The following is an 18,268-nucleotide window of genomic DNA, read 5'->3' on the forward strand; positions in this document are numbered from 1 at the left end:
ACCGCTATTTTTCGTTTCTGCGCGATGCTTCGCATTCTGGCGGTTTACGCATTGCACCGTTGGACAAACGGCTGATTTCGTTTTAAAACCGGTAGATTGCCAACCGCGAGGAGTTCCGATGACCAGCCCGATTGCCGAACAACTTACCGAACGTTTCTTCCGCTATCTGGCGGTGACCAGCCAGAGCAACGCCGCCGCAGCCACCCTGCCCAGCACGCCGGGGCAGCATGAGATGGCGCAACTGTTGGCCGACGAGCTGCGCCGGCTCGGCCTGGCCGACGTGCAGATCGACGAGCACGCCACCGTCACCGCCCGCAAGCCCGGCACCCAACCCGGTGCGCCGCGCATCGGCTTCATCACGCATATCGACACCGTGGACGTCGGCCTGTCACCCGAGATTCGCCCGCAGCGCCTGCGCTTCACCGGCGAAGATTTATGCCTGAACACCGAGCAAGGCATCTGGCTGCGTACCGCCGAGCATCCGGAGATCCTGCCCTACCGAAACGAAGAGATCCTGTTCAGCGACGGCACCAGCGTGCTGGGCGCCGACAATAAGGCGGCGGTCACCGTGGTGATGACGCTGCTGGCCAACCTGACCGCGGCCGATCGCCACGGCGATATCGTGGTGGCGTTCGTGCCGGACGAAGAGATCGGCCTGCGCGGCGCCAAAGCGCTGGATCTGCAGCGTTTCCCCGTCGATTTCGCCTACACCATCGACTGCTGCGAACTGGGTGAAGTGGTGTACGAGAATTTCAACGCGGCGGCGGCGGAGATCCGCATCGAGGGGGTGACCGCCCACCCGATGTCGGCGAAAAACGTATTAATCAACCCGATACGCATCGCCAACGACATCATCAATCGATTCGACGTGCAGGATACCCCAGAGCACACCGAGGGGCGCGAGGGTTATTTCTGGTTCACCGATCTGGCCGCCAACGCCAATCAGGCGACGCTGAAGGTGTCGATTCGCGACTTCGATCGCGCGGCGTTCGAGGCGCGCAAGGCCCGCCTTGAGGAGACGGTGCGCCAGGTGGCGGCCAACTATCCGCGCGCCAACGTCAGCTGCAGCGTCAGCGACATCTACAGCAACATCAGCAACGCCATCGGCGAGGACCGGCGCGCTATCGATCTGATCTTCGGCGCCCTCGCCGCCCACGGCATCCCGCCGAAGGTGATCCCGATGCGCGGCGGCACCGACGGTGCGGCGCTCTCCAGCCGCGGCATCCTGACGCCCAATTACTTCACCGGCGCGCATAACTTCCACTCGCGCTTCGAGTTTTTACCCGTCAGCGCCTTCGTGAAATCCTATCAGGTGACCCGCAGCATTTGCCTGCTGGCCGCGCGGCAAAGCGGCCAACCGGCTTAGCTCATCACCCAACCGAGCAACGCGGCCCATGCCAACAGCGGCAGCGAATAATAGTGGAAGCGCAACCAGATCTTGCGCTCCCCCGCCATGCGCAACGCAATCAGGTTGGCGAGCGATCCGATCGCCAACCCGAAGCCGCCGGCGTTGACCGCATAGGCCAGCTGAGCGCTGGAAGGCACATAGTTGAGCAACAGTATGGTGGCCGGCACGTTGCTGACGATCTGCGACAGCCCGACGCCCAACGCATACACGCTCCCCTCGCTCAGCCCGGCGATGGCGGCGAACGCCGGCTGAAGCGGCGGCAAACGGGTAAACAGGCCGACATCGATGAACATGGCGGCGAACACGAAAATCAGGCTCCAGTCGATCTGCAACAGCACTCGGCGCGCCAGCAGCAAGAAACCGGCGAACACCGCCAGCAGCCCATACAACGGCAGATCGAAATCGAGACACAGCAGGAAAACCGCATACAGCCCTACACAGCTCAGCAACAGCGGCCGCTGGTAGGGATAGCCCTCGGTATTCGGCGTTTTCACGATGTCGCGCGCCGGGAAGCTGAACCAGGTCAGCGCCAGCAGGCTCAACATCATTGCGGCGCCAAACGGCGCCATCTGGCCGATGAAACCGAGGAAAGAGAGGCCGGAACGGCTCCACAGCAGGATATTTTGCGGGTTGCCGATCGGCGTCAGCAGCGAACCGGCGTTCACCGCCAGCGCCTGGAAGATGATCAGGCGGCCGACCGGCAGCGCCGACAGCTTTTTCAGCGTGATGGTGAGCGGTATGACGATAAACAGCGCTACGTCGTTAGTCAGAAACGACGACAGCAGCGCGGCGGAGAACACCAGGAACAGCGCCAGCCGCCGTTCGCTGTGCAAGCGGTTGATAATCTTGCGGCCGACAAAATCGAAGTAGCCGCTGACCTCCACCCCTTTGGTCAGCAGCATCAGCCCCAGCAGGGTGATGAGGGTACGGCCGTCGATAAAACCACCCAGCGCTGCCAGCGGCTGCGGATGAAAGGCGAACATCGCCACGCCGGCCAGCAGCAATGCATGCAAGAAACGGTCTTTGGCAAAGGGATGGATGAGCCGGGAAATGGCGGTTGAACTCATAGCGGCAGTGTGAACCTCACCGAAAAGAATGGGCAGACGTTAGCTCAGACGCGGCTTCAGCGCCAGCAAAATGCTATTTTACCTTTATCCGCTTTCCATTTGCCGCGCTTTACTTTATTTGTAGCGGCTTTCACGGTTTCAAAGGACATGTTATGGCTTCCCTGTTCGCCAAAGGAGCGCTGTTGAGCGCCTTATGCGCCCTGCTCGCCGCCTGCGACGACGCCTCCTCCCGCCCGCAAATCGATATTGACGGCAAAACCATGGGCACTTTCTACAGCGTAAAAGTCAGCGGTGACGTCGCGATCGGCAAACAAGAATTGCAGCGGCAGATCGACACGGTGCTCGAACGGGCCAACGACGACATCTCGACCTACCGCGCCGATTCGGTGCTGTCGAGGTTTAACCGCAATGTTAGCCTCGAACCGCAGCCTATCCCGCGCGGCATGGCGGACATCGTGTTGATGGCCCAACGCATCGGCCGCGATACCGGCGGCGCCATGGACATCACCGTCGGCCCGCTGGTGAACCTGTGGGGGTTCGGCCCAGACAAGCATCCGGTCAAGGTGCCGGAACAGGCGCAGATCGACGCGGCAAAGCAGCGCACCGGCCTGCAGCACCTGAAGCTGATCAGCGACAACCGCGGGGAGTGGCTGCAAAAAGATCTGCCGGGCATGTATGTCGATCTCTCGACGCTGGGCGAAGGCTATGGCGCCGATGAGCTGGTGCGCCTGATGAACCGTCACGGCATTACCAACTACCTGGTATCGGTCGGTGGTGCGGTCTCTTCACGTGGCGTCAACGGCCAGGGCAAGCCCTGGCGGGTGGCGATCCAAAAGCCGACCGACCGTGAAAATGCGGTACAGGCGCTGGTGGATCTTCACGGTTACGGCATCAGCACCGCCGGCAGCTATCGCAACTACTTTGAACAAAACGGCCAGCGCTACTCCCATGTCATCGATCCGACCACCGGCAGGCCGATCAATCACCGGCTGGTTTCCGCCACGGTGATCGCCCCGACCGCGCTCGAGGCCGACGGCTGGGATACCGGTTTGATGGTGCTGGGCCCGGAGAAAGCGTTGCAGCTCGCGGAAGAGAAAGGGCTGGCGGTCTACCTGATCAGTAAAACCGACGACGGCTTCAGCGCCGTGATGACGCCGCAGTTCAAAGCGTTTTTGGTGCAGTGAGATAAAAAAAGCCCGGCACGCAATGGCCGGGCTTGGTCCTGTTCCGCGCCGATCACTTGGTCAGCGCGATGATGCCAAGGGTCAGACCGGCAACCGCCGCCGCGCCGCCGGCGATCGCGCCCGCGGTTTCCCAGTTATCCTGAGTGGTACCCTTCATGCAGGTGTTGGTGTGCACCAGACGCCCCTGGTCATCATAGACCGGCACGCAGGGAGAATCGGTGGCGCATCCGGCCAACACGGCCGACAGTAACCCAACCGCAATTAACTTTTTCATACTTCTTGCCTCAATGTTCGATCACTTTAGAAAGCTACGCCGAGCGATAATCATGCTACCAGGCTATTGTATGCCCAACGCATGTAATGGCGAGGTAATGATGTGTCAGGGGATGTGATTTGGGAAAACTCCGAGCGCCCGTCAAGTGGGCTTAGCGCAGTAAAAAGCCCGCGAAAACGCGGGCTTGATGGCGAGGTGAGGCTCAGGCGGAATTATTTCGCCAGTTTGCGCATCACCAGGGTGGCGTTGGTGCCGCCGAAGCCGAAGCTGTTGGACATCACGGTGGTCAGCTCGCGTTGGGTCGGCTGAGTCACGATGTTCATGCCGACCGCCTGTTCATCCAGGGTTTCGATGTTGATGCTCGGTGCGATAAAGCCGTGCTCCAGCATCAGCAGGCTGTAGATCGCTTCCTGCACGCCCGCGGCGCCCAGCGAGTGGCCGGTCATCGCCTTGGTGGAGGAGATGGCCGGGGTATTGTCGCCGAACACTTCACGAATGGCGCCCAGCTCTTTCACGTCGCCTACCGGCGTAGAGGTGCCGTGCACGTTGATGTAATCGATCGGCGCATCCAGATCCTGCATCGCCATCTTCATGCAGCGCACTGCGCCTTCGCCCGAAGGGGCAACCATGTCGGCGCCGTCGGAAGTCGCGCCGTAGCCGACGATTTCCGCATAGATGTGCGCGCCGCGCGCCAGCGCGTGCTCCAGCTCTTCAACCACCACCATGCCGCCGCCGCCGGCGATGACGAAACCGTCACGATCGGCGTCATAGGTGCGAGAGGCTTTTTCCGGCGTGTCGTTGTACTTGGTGGACAGCGCGCCCATCGCATCGAACTCGCAGGCCATTTCCCAGCACAGCTCTTCGCCGCCGCCGGCGAACACGATGTCCTGTTTGCCCAGCTGGATTTGCTCAACCGCGTTGCCGATGCAGTGTGCGGAGGTCGCGCAAGCGGAACTGATGGAGTAGTTCACGCCGTGGATTTTGAATGGCGTCGCCAGGCAGGCGGAAACGCCGGAAGCCATGGCTTTGGTGACCACGTATGGGCCAACCGCTTTCAAGCCGCGCGGGCTGCGCATCGCATCGGCGCCGAACACCTGGAAGCGCGGAGAACCGCCGCCGGAACCGGCGATCAGGCCCACGCGCGGGTTGTTTTGATACTCTTCTTCCTTCAGGCCGGAAGAAGCGATCGCTTCTTGCATCGCCAGGAAGGCATAAATGGAAGCGTCGCTCATGAAACGCACCGCCTTGCGGTCGATCAGGCCGGTAGTGTCGAGCTTAACTTGCCCCCATACGTGACTACGCATGCCGGAATCTTTCAGCTCCTGGGAGAAAGTGATCCCAGAACGTCCTTCCTGCAGGCTTGCCAGGACCTCCTGCTGGTTATTACCAATGCTGGAGACAACTCCCAGGCCAGTAATCACTGCACGTTTCATTCAATACCTCTTCCACTATTTACCTACGGGATTTTGCATCGCACTTTAGCGTACAGATGTAAGCCGAACAAGTCCGATCAGCGTTTTTCAGCTTTATTGTCGTCCAGTTTGCGCCGGGGCGCCAGCGCCGTTAGAATTCGCGGCATCCCTTGAATTTCGAGCCATTGACCGTGAACCACGCCCCCATCCAAACCGCAACGCTAACCTGGAACGAACAGGGTACACCTGTTTCGAAACAGTTTGATGACGTCTATTTTTCCAATCAGGATGGGCTGGAAGAAACCCGCTACGTCTTCCTGCACGGCAATCGGCTGCCGCAGCGTTTCGCCGCCCACCCGCGCTCGCTGTTTGTCGTGGCGGAAACCGGGTTCGGCACCGGGCTCAATTTCCTCACGCTGTGGCAGGCCTTCGCCGGCTTCCGCCAGGCCGGGCCGGACGCGACGCTGCAACGCCTGCACTTTATCAGCTTCGAAAAATTTCCCCTGCAGCAGGCTGACCTGGCGGCGGCGCATGCGCGCTGGCCGGAGCTGGCGCCTTACGCCGACGAACTGCGCGCCCAGTGGCCGCTGCCGTTGCCGGGGTGCCATCGCCTGCTGTTGGCCGAAGGCCGCATTACGCTCGATCTGTGGTTCGGCGACGTCAACGATCTGCTGCCGCAGTTTGACGCCAGCATGAATAACCAGGTGGATGCCTGGTTCCTCGACGGTTTCGCGCCGGCAAAAAATCCCGACATGTGGACCGATCAACTGTTCGCCGCCATGGCGCGTTTCGCCCGGCCGGGAGGCAGCTTCGCCACCTTTACCGCCGCCGGCTTCGTGCGCCGCGGCTTGCAACAGGCCGGTTTTCAGGTCAACCGCTGCAAAGGCTTCGGCCAAAAGCGTGAGATGCTCGCCGGCGAGCTCCCGGCCGATACGCGGCCCGCCGCACATCCGGCGCCCTGGTATCGACGCCCGGCGGCGGACAACACCGCCGACATCGCCCTGATCGGCGGCGGTGTCGCCAGCGCGCTCACCGCGCTGGCCTTGCTGCGCCGCGGCGCCACCGTCACGCTGTACTGCGCCGATGAGCAGGCGGCCGAGGGCGCATCCGGCAACCGCCAGGGCGCGATTTATCCTTTGCTGAACGGCAGCGGCGACGCGCTGGAGAGCTTTTTCAGCGCCGCGTTTCCCTTCGCCCGCCGCCAGTACGATGCCCTGTTGCAACAAGGCGTCGCCTTTGATCACCAGTGGTGCGGCGTCAGCCAGTTGGCCTATGACGAAAAGAGCGGCGCCAAGATCGCCAATATGCTGAAAACCGACTGGCCGCAGGCCTTGGCGATGGCGGCCGACCGCGAGACGCTCAGCGAACGGTGCGGTGTTGATACCGGCTTTGGCGGCATCACCTACCCGCTAGGCGGCTGGCTCTGCCCGGCCGAGCTGACGCGCGGCGCTATCGCGCTGGCGCAGCGTCAGGGCTTGGTCTGCCACTACCGGCACGATGCACAGAGGCTGACGCAGGAAGAAAACGGCTGGCGCATCGATTTCGCCAACGGCGACAGCCGACGCCATGCGACAGTGATCCTGGCCAACGGCCATCGGTTGGCCGAACTGGCGCCGACGGAAGCCCTGCCGCTGTATTCGGTACGCGGGCAGGTGTCGCATATTCCGACCTCGCCGGCCCTCGGTCAATTGAAACAGGTATTGTGTTACGACGGCTACCTGACGCCGGTTAATGCCAACAACGGCCAGCACTGCATCGGCGCCAGCTATCAGCGCGGCGACACCGCCACCGACTACCGCGAGCAGGAACAGCAAGAGAACCGCGAGCGTCTGCTGCGCTGTCTGCCGGAGCAGACCTGGCCGCAGCAGGTGGACGTCAGCGCTCATCAGGCGCGCTGCGGCGTGCGCAGCGCCACCCGCGATCATCTGCCGATGGTCGGCGCGCTGCCGGACTATCAGGCCACGCTGGCGCAGTATCAGGATTTGCAGCGCCAGAACCAGCACGGCGAAACCGTCGCCGATGCGCCGGTCTATCCCGGCCTGTTCACTATCGGTGGGTTGGGATCGCGCGGGCTGAGCTCGGCGCCCCTGGCGGCGGAAATTTTGGCGGCGCAGCTGTTCGGCGAGCCGTTGCCGGGCGATGCGCGCCTGCTGGCGGCGTTGAATCCGAATCGGATGTGGGTGCGGAAATTGCTGAAAGGACGTGCGGTTTAATCAACCTTGAGGGGCGCGGCGACGCGCCCCGGCATGACGATCAGGCGGCAGGGGTTGCAGCCTGATAGAGGTTTTCCCACATGCCGCGCACCAGGATCTGATCCGGCGGCGAGAGTTCCCCAGCGGCGATCGCTTTGTGCAGGCTCTCCTCCACCCGCGCTTTCAGCGCTGCGGCGGTGTGTTCGCCCTGCTCTTCCGCCTCGGCCACCGCCAGCGTCAGATGACCGCGCAGGTAGCCACCGGCAAACAGTTCATCATCGCTGGCGTGCTCTACCATGTCATCAATCAGCGCCAAAATGCGCGCTTCAAATTCTGCGATCATCAAATTTCCTCATTAAATAACGGGCTGTGGCGTCAGTTGAGATCTTCCGGATACGGAAAGTGCTCGGCCGCCAACGGTGGCGTATTGTAGAACGATTGCAACGCCTGAATAAAGCGCGCAGGCCTTGTGGGTATTCCCTGCTCCAGCAGCGCCAATACCCGGGCGCGCACCTTGCGTTGGAACGCGATGCGATCCGGCTCGCAGTCGCCGTTCAGGTTGTCGCAGCTGACGTTGAACGGGAAACCGGCCGCCACGCAGAACATCCATTCCAGCGCCTGCGGTTTTATCTCCACGGCTTCGAATTCGCTCTGGGTCTGCGCGTCCCGTCCATCCGGGCAATACCAATAGCCGAAGTCCACCAATTGACGGCGCGCGTCACCGGCGATGCACCAGTGCGAAATTTCATGCAGGCCACTGGCGTAAAAACCGTGGGCGAACACGATGCGGTGATACGGCAGTTCGTCGTCGGCCGGCAGGTAAATGGGTTCGTCGTCGCCCTTCACCAGGCGGGTGTTGTAGTCATCGCTGAAGCAGCGATTGAAGATCGCGATCAACTGCTCATAGTGATGACGGGTCTGCGTGTCTGACATAAAAATTCTATAACCACAAAAATAAAGAGGCCATTATACCCGATAAGACAGGGCGCGTAAGCAGCGCACCCTCTTCATCTTTAACCGTGCACGAAGGCGGCCAACCACTGCTGAATCTCTGCGCCGTGATTGTCGTACAGCAGCTTGAGGCTCATCACCAGTGAGACGATCACGATCATCGGCCGAATCAGTTTCTGCCCGCGGGTCAGCACCATGTGCGCGCCCAAACGCGCCCCCAGCACCTGCCCCACCAGCATCACCAGACCGATGCTCCACACCACCTTGCCGCCGATGATGAACAGCGCCAACCCGCCGACGTTGGAGGTAAAGTTCAGCACTTTGGCGTGCGCCGTAGACTTGGCGAGGTTGAAACCGCACAGCGTCACATAGGCCAGCGCGTAGAATGAGCCGGCGCCGGGGCCGAAGAAACCGTCGTAAAACCCGACGCAGCCGCCGGCCACCAGCCCGAACGGCAAGGCGCCGAGGCGGCGTTGACGATCTTCCTCACCCAGTCGCGGCATCAGCAGGAAGTAGAGACCGATGCCGATCACCAGCAGCGGCAACATCTGCCGCAGCACATCGGCGCGCATATGCTGCACCAGAATGGCGCCGGCGATCGAGCCGATCAGCGTCAGAAAAATCGTCAGCTTCTGGTCATTGAGGTTCACCGCTCGCCGACGAATGAAGTACAGACTGGCGGAGAAGGAGCCGCCGACCGACTGCAGCTTATTGGTCGCCAGCGCCTGCGCCGGAGGAACCCCCACCGCCAGCAAGGCCGGCACCGTCAGTAATCCGCCGCCGCCGGCGATGGAGTCGATAAACCCCGCCAGCAGCGCTACCGCAAACAACACCCCGAGCATCTCGGGGCCAATGACGAACCAGTCCATGAGTTATTCCGCTGAGAAATGGTGATCCAGCAATGCCTGACAGGTCGGCGGTAACGGCGGCGGCACGGATTTGCCCGGCTTCGCGTTAGGCTGATGCGGCACGAACCAGCTCGCCAGTTCGGCGCCGCAGCCGTCGCCCGGCGGCGGCGTATCCTGCTCCTGGCACTCCAGGCTGCCGGCCGGGCAACGCAGGCGCACGTGCATGTGCGCACGGTGACCGAACCACGGCCGCACCTTGTGCAACCAGGCGCGATCGGCGCCGGCGTCCAGACACAGACGCTGCTTGATCGCCGGGTTGACGAAGATACGCGTCACCTCCGCATCCTGCGCCGCCAGCTTGATCAGTGACTCAATTTGCGGTTGCCATTGGCGCGCCACCACCTGCTTGCCGTCGCCCGACACCAGGTCGATCGGCTGCGGTTTCAGCAATTGCTGCGCGCTCCAGCGCTGGCGCGGCAGCTGCAGCCAGATGTCGACGTCGAGCCCCGACTGGTGGCTGGCGTGGCCGCTGCTGAAGCGCCCGCCGGCCGGCATCGCCATGTCGCCAATCAGCACCGTGCCCAGCGCTTTCTGGTTCGCCTGGCTGCTGAGGCGCTGAATGAACGCCAGCAGATCCGGGTGGCCGAAATAGCGGCGCTGGTCGGTACGCATCACCTGATAATCCGGTGAATTCAGCGGCAACGGCTGCGCGCCGATGACGCAGCCGTTGGCGAAACCGCCCACCGCCTGCGGCGCGCCGGCCACCGGATGATCGATTTTCTGCCACGGCGTCAGCGCCATGGCGGAGGCGGAGGCCGTCAGGGCCACCAGGCCCAACATCCAGTTTTTCATGGCGATTACCAGCGCGGTACGTCGGAAACCACATCACCGTTTTGCGCGCGCTGGCGCAGCAGGTGATCCATCAACACGATCGCCATCATCGCTTCGGCGATCGGCACGGCGCGGATGCCCACGCACGGATCGTGGCGACCGCGGGTGACCATTTCCACCGCTTCGCCCTGGCGATTGATGGTGCGCCCCGGCACCATAATGCTGGAGGTCGGCTTCAGCGCCAGATGCGCGATCACCGGTTGGCCGCTGCTGATGCCGCCGAGAATGCCGCCGGCATGGTTGCTCTGGAAGCCTTCCGGGGTGATTTCATCGCGGTTTTCGCTGCCGCGTTTGGTCACCACGGCGAACCCGTCGCCGATCTCCACGCCTTTCACCGCGTTGATGCTCATCAGCGCGTGCGCCAGATCGGCATCGAGGCGGTCAAACACCGGCTCACCCAGGCCAACCGGCACGTTTTCAGCAATCACGCTGACCTTGGCGCCGATGGAGTCACCCTCTTTTTTCAGCGCGCGCATCAGTTCGTCCAGCGCTTCCAGCTTGTCCGGATCCGGGCAGAAGAACGGGTTCTGTTCGACCTGATCCCAATCTTTCAGCTCGCAGGTCACGTCGCCGATCTGCGCCAGATAGCCGCGCACCTGCACGCCGAACTTCTGCTGCAGGTATTTCTTGGCGATAGCGCCCGCCGCGACGCGCATGGCGGTTTCACGCGCCGAAGAGCGGCCGCCGCCGCGATAGTCGCGCAGACCGTATTTCTGTTCGTAGGTGTAGTCGGCATGCCCTGGACGGAACACGTCTTTGATGGCGCTGTAGTCTTGCGAGCGCTGATCGGTGTTTTCAATGATCAGACCGATGCTGGTGCCGGTGGTCACGCCTTCAAATACGCCGGAGAGAATGCGCACCTGATCCGGTTCACGGCGCTGGGTGGTGTAACGCGAGGTGCCCGGACGACGACGGTCCAGATCGTGTTGCAAATCGGCTTCGGTGAGCGGGATGCCGGGCGGCACGCCGTCGACGATACAACCCAGCGCCACCCCGTGAGATTCACCGAAGGTGGTGACGCGGAAAATCTGCCCAATACTGTTTCCTGCCATCACGGCTCCTTACCGTTAGTCTTTTATCGTTATGCGGCCCGCCATGCGGGCCTTGGAAATGCGGCTTAGCTGCGATAGAGGCTGAAGTGTTCCTTGCAATCCACCAGCTGCTGCTTGGTCAGCATGAACACGCCGTCGCCGCCGTTTTCGAATTCCAGCCAGGTGAACGGGATGTCCGGATATTGTTCCATCAGATGTACCATGCTGTTGCCCACTTCACAAATCAGCACGCCGTCGTCGGTCAGGTAGTCCGGCGCGCAGGCCAGAATGCGGCGCACCAGCTTCAGGCCATCGCTGCCCGCCGCCAGGCCCAGTTCCGGCTCGAAGCGGAACTCCTGCGGCAGATCCGACATGTCTTCCGCATCGACGTACGGCGGGTTGGTGACGATCAGATCGTACTGGATCGCGGGAACGTCGCGGAACAGATCGGAACGGATCGGGATCACCTGATGTTCGACGCCGTGCGCCTGAATATTGCGCTCGGTTACCGCCAGCACTTCGCTGGAGATGTCCACCGCGTCCACTTCCGCTTCCGGGAAAGCGTAGCCGCAGGCGATGGCGATGCAGCCACTGCCGGTGCACATGTCGAGGATATGGCGCGGCGGGTGCGGGATCAGCGCGCTGAAACGATCGTTGATCAGCTCGCCGATCGGTGAACGCGGCACCAGCACGCGCTCGTCGACGTAAAATTCCATGCCGCAGAACCAGGCCTTGTTGGTCAGATAGGCGACCGGGATGCGTTCGTTGACGCGGCGGATCACGCGCTCAACGATGCGATGGCGCTCGCTGGAAGTCAGACGGGCGGTGTGCATGTCCTCCGGTATGTCCAACGGCAGGAACAGGCTTGGCAGCACCAATTGCACCGCTTCGTCCCACGGATTATCGGTTCCGTGACCATAATAGATATTGGCGGCGTTGAAGCGGCTTACCGTCCAGCGCAGCATATCTTGAATGGTGTGCAGTTCGTTCACTGCTTCGTCGACGAAAATTTTGTCCAATTTGCCCTCCGGCAGGCGCTGTGTTTCATGATTTAGCCGCATAGTTTGCCATGAAGCCCGCGACAAATCACGCTTGCCCCTCGCGCTTTTCACTCTGGCCCGAGTTTTGCGTCGACAGCGCTCATTCACAAGGTAAACTAGCGAAATAAACGATTTCCGGTGAATGAAGCATGAAGAACAAGCCCCCTCTGAGCAAAGACGAACAACAGCTCTTCAGAGAGTCGGTGGCGGGCGCGAAAAAGCTGCGCCAGGACACCATCGTCCACCGCCCGCCGAAGCCCAAGGTCAAACAGATTGCGCCGCAGAGGCTGCTGCAGGAGCAGGTCGATGCCAGCTATTATTTTTCAGATGAATACCAGCCGCAGCTGGAAGAGGAAGGCCCGACGCGCTACGTGCGCCCCGGCAGCAGCCCGTATGAGCTGAAGAAGCTGCGGCGCGGCGATTACTCGCCGGAGCTGTTTCTTGATTTGCACGGCCTGACCCAGCTGCAGGCCAAGCAGGAGCTGGGGGCGCTGATCGCCGCCTGCAAACGCGAGCACGTGCACTGCGCCTGCGTGATGCATGGGCACGGCAAACACATCCTCAAACAGCAAACGCCGCTGTGGCTGGCGCAGCACCCCGACGTGCTGGCGTTCCACCAGGCGCCGAAGGAATGGGGTGGCAACGCCGCCATCCTGCTGCTGGTGGAGCTGGCCGAGTAGCCCCCCTCAGAAACGACTCAGGGCGATGTCAGACATCGCCCTGAGTTTATTCCGCACCGCATCCGCGGTTCACACTTTGGCCATCACCTGCGATGGGCTGACCTGCCATTCAAACTTGCCGTAGCTGCCGTCCGCCGGCAGATCGACGTTGGCGATCGCCGAGGTCGCGAACATCGGCGGGCACTCGCCCGGACACAGTTCCGCCACCAGATACCCCACCAGCGGCAGGTGCGACACGATCAGCACCGAGCTCACCCCTTGCATCGCCAGCGCCTGCAGATAGCTGCCGACCTGTTCGGCGTTGCCGCCCGGCGTCAGCTCGGGCAGCACTTCTTCGCCCTCCGGCAGCGTCAAGGCTTCACGCACCGTCGCCAGCGTCTGTTCGGCCCGCAGATAGGGGCTGACCAGCACGCGTTCAATATCCACAGACTTGGTGTTCAACCAGGCCGCCATCTGACGGGACTCGTCGCGGCCGCACAGGGTAAGGGGCCTTACCGCATCGCTGGCTGCCTCGAGCGCCGCCTCTCCGTGACGCATAATCAAAACTTGCATATTGCACCGCTGTTGTTGACAAAGTAACGCTATACAGAAACGCCGTGCGTGCTGTACCGCCGAGTTTTCCAACCCAAAGCCAAAGCTTTAAAACGATAACGCGCCGTCTCTTTATGGCGGCCGGGCATTTTGCCTGAAAGTTTGCCTAAAGAAAACGCTGTTTTTTACAGCAACCCTCCCCGGGCAAACCTCGATTGCTCACAGAACAATCAATTCAACGGGTTAAATTTTAACCTTGCCGCCATGAAATTTATTGATGGCGGTCAAGCTAACTTACCGCTGCCTCAGCCTCGCTGTACAGCCTCACCGGCTGACGCTGTTGCAAGGAGTGATGGCGATCACAACGCGGCCCTGTTGCAACTATAGTGCAAATCGGGCCGCCCTGCGTTCAGCTCCCCAGCGGGTAAAAGCGCTCGCCCTGCTGCGCCATGCGCTGCAAGCGCTCGCACGGCGCGAAGTGCTCGCCGTGCTGCTGGCGCAGGTAGTCCAGCGTCTTCACCACTTTCTCGGCGCCGAGCTCGTCCATATAGCGGAACGGGCCGCCGAGGAACGGCGGGAAACCGATGCCGAACACCGCACCGATATCGCCGTCGCGCGCGCTGCGGATCACGCCTTCATCCAGGCAGCGAGCCGCTTCGTTCAGCATCATCATCACGCAGCGCTGGGCGACGGTCGCCGGCAGCATGTGCGCCTTCGGCGTGACGCCAAGCAACGTATACAATGAGGTATCCGCGCGTTTACGCCGCTGCCGCTGCTGCCCTTCGCTCGGGTAGAGATAGAAGCCGCGGCCGTTCTTGCGCCCTTTGCGCCCGTCTTTCAGCACCGCATCGAACGCGGCCGGCGCGGCGAAACGCGGCCCCAGCGCCTCAACCAGCACCGGAATGATCTTGGTGCCGACGTCGATGCCCACTTCGTCCAACAGGGTGATAGGGCCGACCGGGAAGCCGAAGTCCACCAGCGCTTTGTCCAGCGATTCAATGGGCTCGCCTTCCAGCAGGCAGCGCGCCGCTTCGTTGATGTACGGCGCCAGGATGCGGTTGACATAAAAACCGGCGCTGTCGCCCACCACGATGGCGGTCTTGCCCTGCTTGTGCGCCAGCGCTACGGTGGTGGCGATGGTTTGTTCGCTGGTGCCGGCGTGCGGGATCACTTCCACCAGCGGCATTTTATCCACCGGGCTGAAGTAGTGCAGACCGATCACCTGCTGCGGCCGCTGGGCCTGTTCGGCGATGTGGCCGATAGGCAGCGAAGAGGTGTTGGAGGCGAACACGGTATGCGGCGCGCAGTTCGCTTCGACCTCGGCCACCATTTTCTGCTTCAGCGCCAGATCCTCAAACACCGCCTCGACCACGATATCCACCTGCTCGAAGCCGGTGTAATCGGTGGAGCCGGAGATCAGCATCATCTGCTTTTGCCGCTCCGCCGGGCGCATGCGCTTGCTGCGTACCCGTTTGCCGAGCACGTCCCAGCTGTATTTCAGCGCATGATTGATGCCGGTTTCATTGATGTCTTTGATGCGCACCGGCAAACCGCCGCGCGTGGCGGTGACACAGGCGATGCCGCCGCCCATCAGGCCGCCGCCGAGAATGCCGACGCGATGCAGGGCATGCGGCTGAGCATTGCCGCCCCGCTCTTTTTTCAGCGCGGTGGAGGCGAAGAACAAGCTGCGCAACGCCGCCGACTGCGGCGTCATCGCCAGCTCGCCAAAGGCGCGCGCTTCGGCCTCATAGCCGCTGGCGCTGCCGTGATCCAGCCCGGTGCGCACCACCTGAATAATGCGCTCCGCCGCCGGGTAGTTGCCGTGGGTTTTCGCCAACGTTTTCTTGCGCACGATGCTGAACAGCAGATTTCTGCCCAGCGGGCCATTGAGCAGGCGATCCTGCCACGGCAGCTCGCGCTGATGTTTCCAGCCCTGTTTCACCCGCTCGATGGCGGTCTGCAACAGGATCGATTGCGGCACGGCGTCGTCCACCAGCCCCATGCGCAGCGCCTGGCGGGCGCGAATGTGCTTGCCGGTCAGGATCATGTCCAGCGCCTTGGCGGCGCCTATCACGCGCGGCAGGCGCTGAGTGCCGCCAGAGCCCGGCAGCAGGCCCAGCTGCACTTCCGGCAGACCGAGCGCGGTTTTGTCATCCAGCGAACAGACGCGGCCGTGGCAGGCCAGCGCCAATTCCAGGCCGCCGCCCAGGCAGGCGCCGTGGATGGCCGCGACCACCGGCACCGGGAAAGCGGCGATCTGCGCCAGCGTGCTCTGCCCTTTCTTGGCCAGCGTTTCCGCCTCTTTGGCGCTGGTGCAGGCGGCGATCATGGTGATGTCGGCGCCGGCGATAAACGAGTCCGGCTTGCCGGAAACGATCACCAGCCCTTCCAGCGCAGTGTGCTGCTGCGCCCGGATCAGCACGTCGTTCACCTGTTCGACGAACTCGGCCTTGAGCGTATTGACCTTGTCGCCCGGCACGTCGATGGTGATCACGCCGATGTTGTCGGGGCGGATCGTCAGTTGAAAGGCCGACGGTTTGGCGCGCTGTTCATGCAATGCGTTTTCGAAACTCATTATTCCACCTCCACGATCATCGCGGCCCCTAACCCGCCGGCGGCGCAGGCGGTGGTCAGGCCCAGCCCGCCGCCGCGGCGTTTCAGCTCACGCAGCGTCTGGGTGATCATGCGCGCGCCGGTGGCGGCGAACGGGTGGCCATAGGCGATGGAACCGCCCAGGACGTTGAATTTGTCCATGTCCACTTCGCCGATCGCCTGGCTGCGGCCAAGCTTCTCGCGGGCGAACGCTTCGCTGGCGAACATCTTCAGGTTGGCCAGCGTTTGCGCGGCGAAAGCTTCATGCATATCGATGAGCGTCAGATCGGCCAGACCGATGCCGGCGCGATCCAGCGCCAGCGGCGTGGCGTAGGAAGGCCCCAGCAGCATGTCTTCCCACACGTCGATGGCGGCGAAGGCGAAGCTGCGCAAATAGCCCAGCGGCTGCAGGCCCAGCTCTTTGGCGCGCGATTCGCTCATCATCAGTACCGCCGCCGCGCCGTCGGTCAGCGGCGTGCTGTTGGCCGCGGTGACGCTGCCATGCTTGCGATCGAACGCCGGTTTCAGCTTGGCGTAGGACGCCAGGCTGGAGTCTTTACGGATGTTGTTGTCTTCGGAAAGCTGCGCGCGGTATGGCGGCACGTAGGCGGTCATCACCTCATCGCGCAGCCACCCCTCCCGCCAGGCCTTGGCCGCCAGCTCGTGGGAACGGTGCGCCAGCGCATCCTGCGCCTCGCGGGTGATGCCGTGGCTTTTCGCCATCTGTTCGGCGGTATCGCCCATGCGCAGGCCGGTGGAATACTCCGCCACCGCCGGCGGCACCGGCATCAGATCGCGGAATTTCAGCCGGCTGAACAATTTGAGGCGCTGCGACAGCGTGCGCGCCTTGTTGACGTCCACCAACGTGCGCGCCAACGCCTTGCTGACGCCGATCGGCAAGACGGAAGAAGAGTCCGCCCCGCCGGCGATGCCGACGCTGATGCTGCCGGCCATGATGCTCTCCGCCACGTTGGCGATCGCCTGGAAGCTGGTGGCGCAGGCGCGCGACACGCTGTAGGCGTCGGTATGGACGCTCATGCCGGTGCCCAGCACGATTTCACGCGCGATGTTCGGCGCCTCGGGCATTTGCACCACCTGGCCGAACACCAGCTGCTCGATAAGCTGCGGATCGATACCGCTGCGCGCCAACAGCTCGCTCACCGCCGTTTTCCCTAAATCCACCGCCGGAATGCCGTGATAGGCGGTCGCCTGTTTGGCAAAGGGGGTACGCAGTCCATTCACAATCGCAATGCGGTCACCATGACGGGTCACCAACGGCAGTGCCTTACTCATAAATGCTCCTGAAGAAAATAACGTCAGCGCAATGGGCAGAAAGAGGTCTGACCTGATGAGGTCATTGTTAACCAAACGGTTACATTTGGCAAACCGGCAGAGATCAAAACTGCGAGCAGGCGCACTTTCTATCGGGAGGGGGTACGGGAAAGGAAATCCCCGGCGCACAACAGGCGGCACCGGGGGTAAAGCCGGGATTAACGCAGGCCGAGCTGGAAGATCAGAGTTTCCGCCTGGCAGGCGAAGGTGAAATCGGCCTCCAATTGCACGCCGCCGTCAACCGGTTTAATGCTACTGCTGATGTCACAAGGGTCGGATTCGACCGCGCGCGCCTTTTCGCTCAGGGCCGCCAACATCGCCTCCGCATCGTGTTGATTACTGAACACCTGGCTGTAGGATGCGGTGCAATCGGTGTTATCCATTACGGTGCCGACATCCACGCAGCAACACGCGGCGGTTTCCTGGGCGCTGCATTTATTAATTGCATCTGACATGATTGGTTCTCCTCAAGGGCCTCGGTTATCAGCCCAAATTGCCGTTTCACTCACCGGCACAAAGCCACAAAATTCTGCAGGTATTTTACGCTTCCGCGCCGGCAATCACTAGCACTTACTTTTACTGGGTGTTTTAAGTGATGGAAATCACAAATAAAAATGAGCGACTGCTAAGGAATGGTAAGAATTTTGTTATTTACCGCTGGCTTTTTGTTAAGCAGATCTCTTTTTTGATATCAGGTTGGAAATATTTCAAAAACAAACTTGCAACATTTTCACAGGTCAGACCTATACTTCAGCCACTGGTCTGATTTGTCTGAACGATAACGGACCCTACAATCCCGCGCTCCTTGTTACTTCGTGTAACAATAGTTTAAATA

At 61.8% G+C, this 18,268-nt stretch carries 17 protein-coding genes; 4 read left to right on the forward strand and 13 right to left on the reverse strand.

What is annotated here, in order from left to right; all coding sequences use genetic code 11:
• Positions 1-118 precede the first annotated feature (118 nt).
• A complete protein-coding gene (pepT, locus tag MMS95_RS02890) occupies positions 119-1,366 on the forward strand; it encodes a peptidase T (protein WP_242141372.1) in 1,248 nt (415 codons plus the stop codon).
• Here pepT and MMS95_RS02895 read toward each other — a convergent pair.
• A complete protein-coding gene (locus tag MMS95_RS02895; RefSeq protein ID WP_060559993.1) occupies positions 1,363-2,475 on the reverse strand; it encodes an SLC13 family permease in 1,113 nt (370 codons plus the stop codon). The two genes, pepT and MMS95_RS02895, sit on opposite strands and share 4 nt — an antisense overlap.
• 152 nt (positions 2,476-2,627) lie before the next feature.
• On the opposite strand from MMS95_RS02895, the gene apbE reads away from it, so the two are divergent.
• Positions 2,628-3,659: an FAD:protein FMN transferase ApbE gene (gene apbE, locus MMS95_RS02900; protein ID WP_060559994.1), complete on the forward strand. Its 1,032-nt coding sequence runs from the start codon at positions 2,628-2,630 to the stop codon at positions 3,657-3,659.
• Positions 3,660-3,711: 52 nt separating this feature from the next.
• Here apbE and MMS95_RS02905 read toward each other — a convergent pair whose 3' ends face one another.
• Together MMS95_RS02905 and fabB are read right to left on the reverse strand one after the other, a co-directional pair.
• Entirely contained in the window at positions 3,712-3,933 is a 222-nt protein-coding gene (locus MMS95_RS02905) for a hypothetical protein (protein ID WP_004936201.1), read from the reverse strand.
• 212 nt (positions 3,934-4,145) lie between these two features.
• Positions 4,146-5,366, reverse strand: coding sequence for a beta-ketoacyl-ACP synthase I (fabB, locus tag MMS95_RS02910; protein ID WP_004936203.1), 1,221 nt, complete (start codon positions 5,364-5,366; stop codon positions 4,146-4,148).
• A gap of 170 nt (positions 5,367-5,536) precedes the next feature.
• On the opposite strand from fabB, the gene mnmC reads away from it, so the two are divergent.
• On the forward strand, positions 5,537-7,558 hold the full coding sequence (gene mnmC, locus MMS95_RS02915) for a bifunctional tRNA (5-methylaminomethyl-2-thiouridine)(34)-methyltransferase MnmD/FAD-dependent 5-carboxymethylaminomethyl-2-thiouridine(34) oxidoreductase MnmC (protein WP_103085551.1): 2,022 nt from the start codon (positions 5,537-5,539) through the stop codon (positions 7,556-7,558).
• A gap of 40 nt (positions 7,559-7,598) precedes the next feature.
• Here mnmC and MMS95_RS02920 read toward each other — a convergent pair whose 3' ends face one another.
• The 6 genes from MMS95_RS02920 to prmB all read right to left on the reverse strand — a co-directional run bounded on the left by MMS95_RS02920 (position 7,599) and on the right by prmB (position 12,277).
• Positions 7,599-7,880 (reverse strand): YfcL family protein, encoded by a 282-nt coding sequence (locus MMS95_RS02920; RefSeq protein WP_004936209.1) that lies wholly within the window; start codon positions 7,878-7,880, stop codon positions 7,599-7,601.
• Between the two features lie 32 nt (positions 7,881-7,912).
• Positions 7,913-8,470: an elongation factor P hydroxylase gene (locus MMS95_RS02925; protein ID WP_033632477.1), complete on the reverse strand. Its 558-nt coding sequence runs from the start codon at positions 8,468-8,470 to the stop codon at positions 7,913-7,915.
• Between the two features lie 80 nt (positions 8,471-8,550).
• A complete protein-coding gene (locus tag MMS95_RS02930; protein ID WP_048324550.1) occupies positions 8,551-9,357 on the reverse strand; it encodes a sulfite exporter TauE/SafE family protein in 807 nt (268 codons plus the stop codon).
• 3 nt (positions 9,358-9,360) lie between these two features.
• Complete coding sequence (gene mepA / locus MMS95_RS02935) at positions 9,361-10,188, reverse strand: penicillin-insensitive murein endopeptidase (RefSeq protein WP_166730216.1); 828 nt, start codon at positions 10,186-10,188, stop codon at positions 9,361-9,363.
• Positions 10,189-10,193: 5 nt separating this feature from the next.
• Positions 10,194-11,279, reverse strand: a complete 1,086-nt coding sequence (gene aroC / locus MMS95_RS02940; RefSeq protein WP_004936219.1) for a chorismate synthase — start codon at positions 11,277-11,279, stop codon at positions 10,194-10,196.
• A gap of 65 nt (positions 11,280-11,344) precedes the next feature.
• Positions 11,345-12,277 (reverse strand): 50S ribosomal protein L3 N(5)-glutamine methyltransferase, encoded by a 933-nt coding sequence (gene prmB, locus MMS95_RS02945; RefSeq protein WP_028127753.1) that lies wholly within the window; start codon positions 12,275-12,277, stop codon positions 11,345-11,347.
• A 170-nt stretch (positions 12,278-12,447) separates the two neighbouring features.
• On the opposite strand from prmB, the gene smrB reads away from it, so the two are divergent.
• Complete coding sequence (smrB, locus tag MMS95_RS02950) at positions 12,448-12,978, forward strand: endonuclease SmrB (protein ID WP_004936226.1); 531 nt, start codon at positions 12,448-12,450, stop codon at positions 12,976-12,978.
• 69 nt (positions 12,979-13,047) lie between these two features.
• Here the strand turns inward: smrB and sixA are convergent, their stop codons facing one another.
• The 4 genes from sixA to MMS95_RS02970 all read right to left on the reverse strand — a co-directional run bounded on the left by sixA (position 13,048) and on the right by MMS95_RS02970 (position 17,888).
• The gene (gene sixA / locus MMS95_RS02955) at positions 13,048-13,530 is read right to left on the reverse strand and encodes a phosphohistidine phosphatase SixA (protein ID WP_004936230.1); all 483 of its coding nucleotides are present in this window, start codon (positions 13,528-13,530) and stop codon (positions 13,048-13,050) included.
• 388 nt (positions 13,531-13,918) lie between these two features.
• Positions 13,919-16,084: a fatty acid oxidation complex subunit alpha FadJ gene (gene fadJ, locus MMS95_RS02960; RefSeq protein ID WP_242141373.1), complete on the reverse strand. Its 2,166-nt coding sequence runs from the start codon at positions 16,082-16,084 to the stop codon at positions 13,919-13,921.
• On the reverse strand, positions 16,084-17,394 hold the full coding sequence (gene fadI, locus MMS95_RS02965) for an acetyl-CoA C-acyltransferase FadI (RefSeq protein ID WP_004936237.1): 1,311 nt from the start codon (positions 17,392-17,394) through the stop codon (positions 16,084-16,086). The genes fadJ and fadI overlap by 1 nt, the downstream gene beginning before the upstream one ends.
• 197 nt (positions 17,395-17,591) lie before the next feature.
• Complete coding sequence (locus MMS95_RS02970; protein WP_004936240.1) at positions 17,592-17,888, reverse strand: YfcZ/YiiS family protein; 297 nt, start codon at positions 17,886-17,888, stop codon at positions 17,592-17,594.
• Positions 17,889-18,268: the final 380 nt, after the last annotated feature.

This window comes from Serratia sp. PGPR-27, assembly GCF_022678525.1.
GTDB classification, from domain to species: domain Bacteria; phylum Pseudomonadota; class Gammaproteobacteria; order Enterobacterales; family Enterobacteriaceae; genus Serratia; species Serratia nematodiphila.

Coding starts and splice junctions, on each gene's coding strand:
- pepT (WP_242141372.1), top strand. CDS start 119: ATGACCAGCCCGATTGCCGAACAACTTACCGAACGTTTCTTCCGCTAT.
- MMS95_RS02895 (WP_060559993.1), bottom strand. CDS start 2,475: ATGAGTTCAACCGCCATTTCCCGGCTCATCCATCCCTTTGCCAAAGAC.
- apbE (WP_060559994.1), top strand. CDS start 2,628: ATGGCTTCCCTGTTCGCCAAAGGAGCGCTGTTGAGCGCCTTATGCGCC.
- MMS95_RS02905 (WP_004936201.1), bottom strand. CDS start 3,933: ATGAAAAAGTTAATTGCGGTTGGGTTACTGTCGGCCGTGTTGGCCGGA.
- fabB (WP_004936203.1), bottom strand. CDS start 5,366: ATGAAACGTGCAGTGATTACTGGCCTGGGAGTTGTCTCCAGCATTGGT.
- MMS95_RS02920 (WP_004936209.1), bottom strand. CDS start 7,880: ATGATCGCAGAATTTGAAGCGCGCATTTTGGCGCTGATTGATGACATG.
- MMS95_RS02925 (WP_033632477.1), bottom strand. CDS start 8,470: ATGTCAGACACGCAGACCCGTCATCACTATGAGCAGTTGATCGCGATC.
- MMS95_RS02930 (WP_048324550.1), bottom strand. CDS start 9,357: ATGGACTGGTTCGTCATTGGCCCCGAGATGCTCGGGGTGTTGTTTGCG.
- mepA (WP_166730216.1), bottom strand. CDS start 10,188: ATGAAAAACTGGATGTTGGGCCTGGTGGCCCTGACGGCCTCCGCCTCC.
- aroC (WP_004936219.1), bottom strand. CDS start 11,279: ATGGCAGGAAACAGTATTGGGCAGATTTTCCGCGTCACCACCTTCGGT.
- smrB (WP_004936226.1), top strand. CDS start 12,448: ATGAAGAACAAGCCCCCTCTGAGCAAAGACGAACAACAGCTCTTCAGA.
- sixA (WP_004936230.1), bottom strand. CDS start 13,530: ATGCAAGTTTTGATTATGCGTCACGGAGAGGCGGCGCTCGAGGCAGCC.
- fadJ (WP_242141373.1), bottom strand. CDS start 16,084: ATGAGTTTCGAAAACGCATTGCATGAACAGCGCGCCAAACCGTCGGCC.
- fadI (WP_004936237.1), bottom strand. CDS start 17,394: ATGAGTAAGGCACTGCCGTTGGTGACCCGTCATGGTGACCGCATTGCG.
- MMS95_RS02970 (WP_004936240.1), bottom strand. CDS start 17,888: ATGTCAGATGCAATTAATAAATGCAGCGCCCAGGAAACCGCCGCGTGT.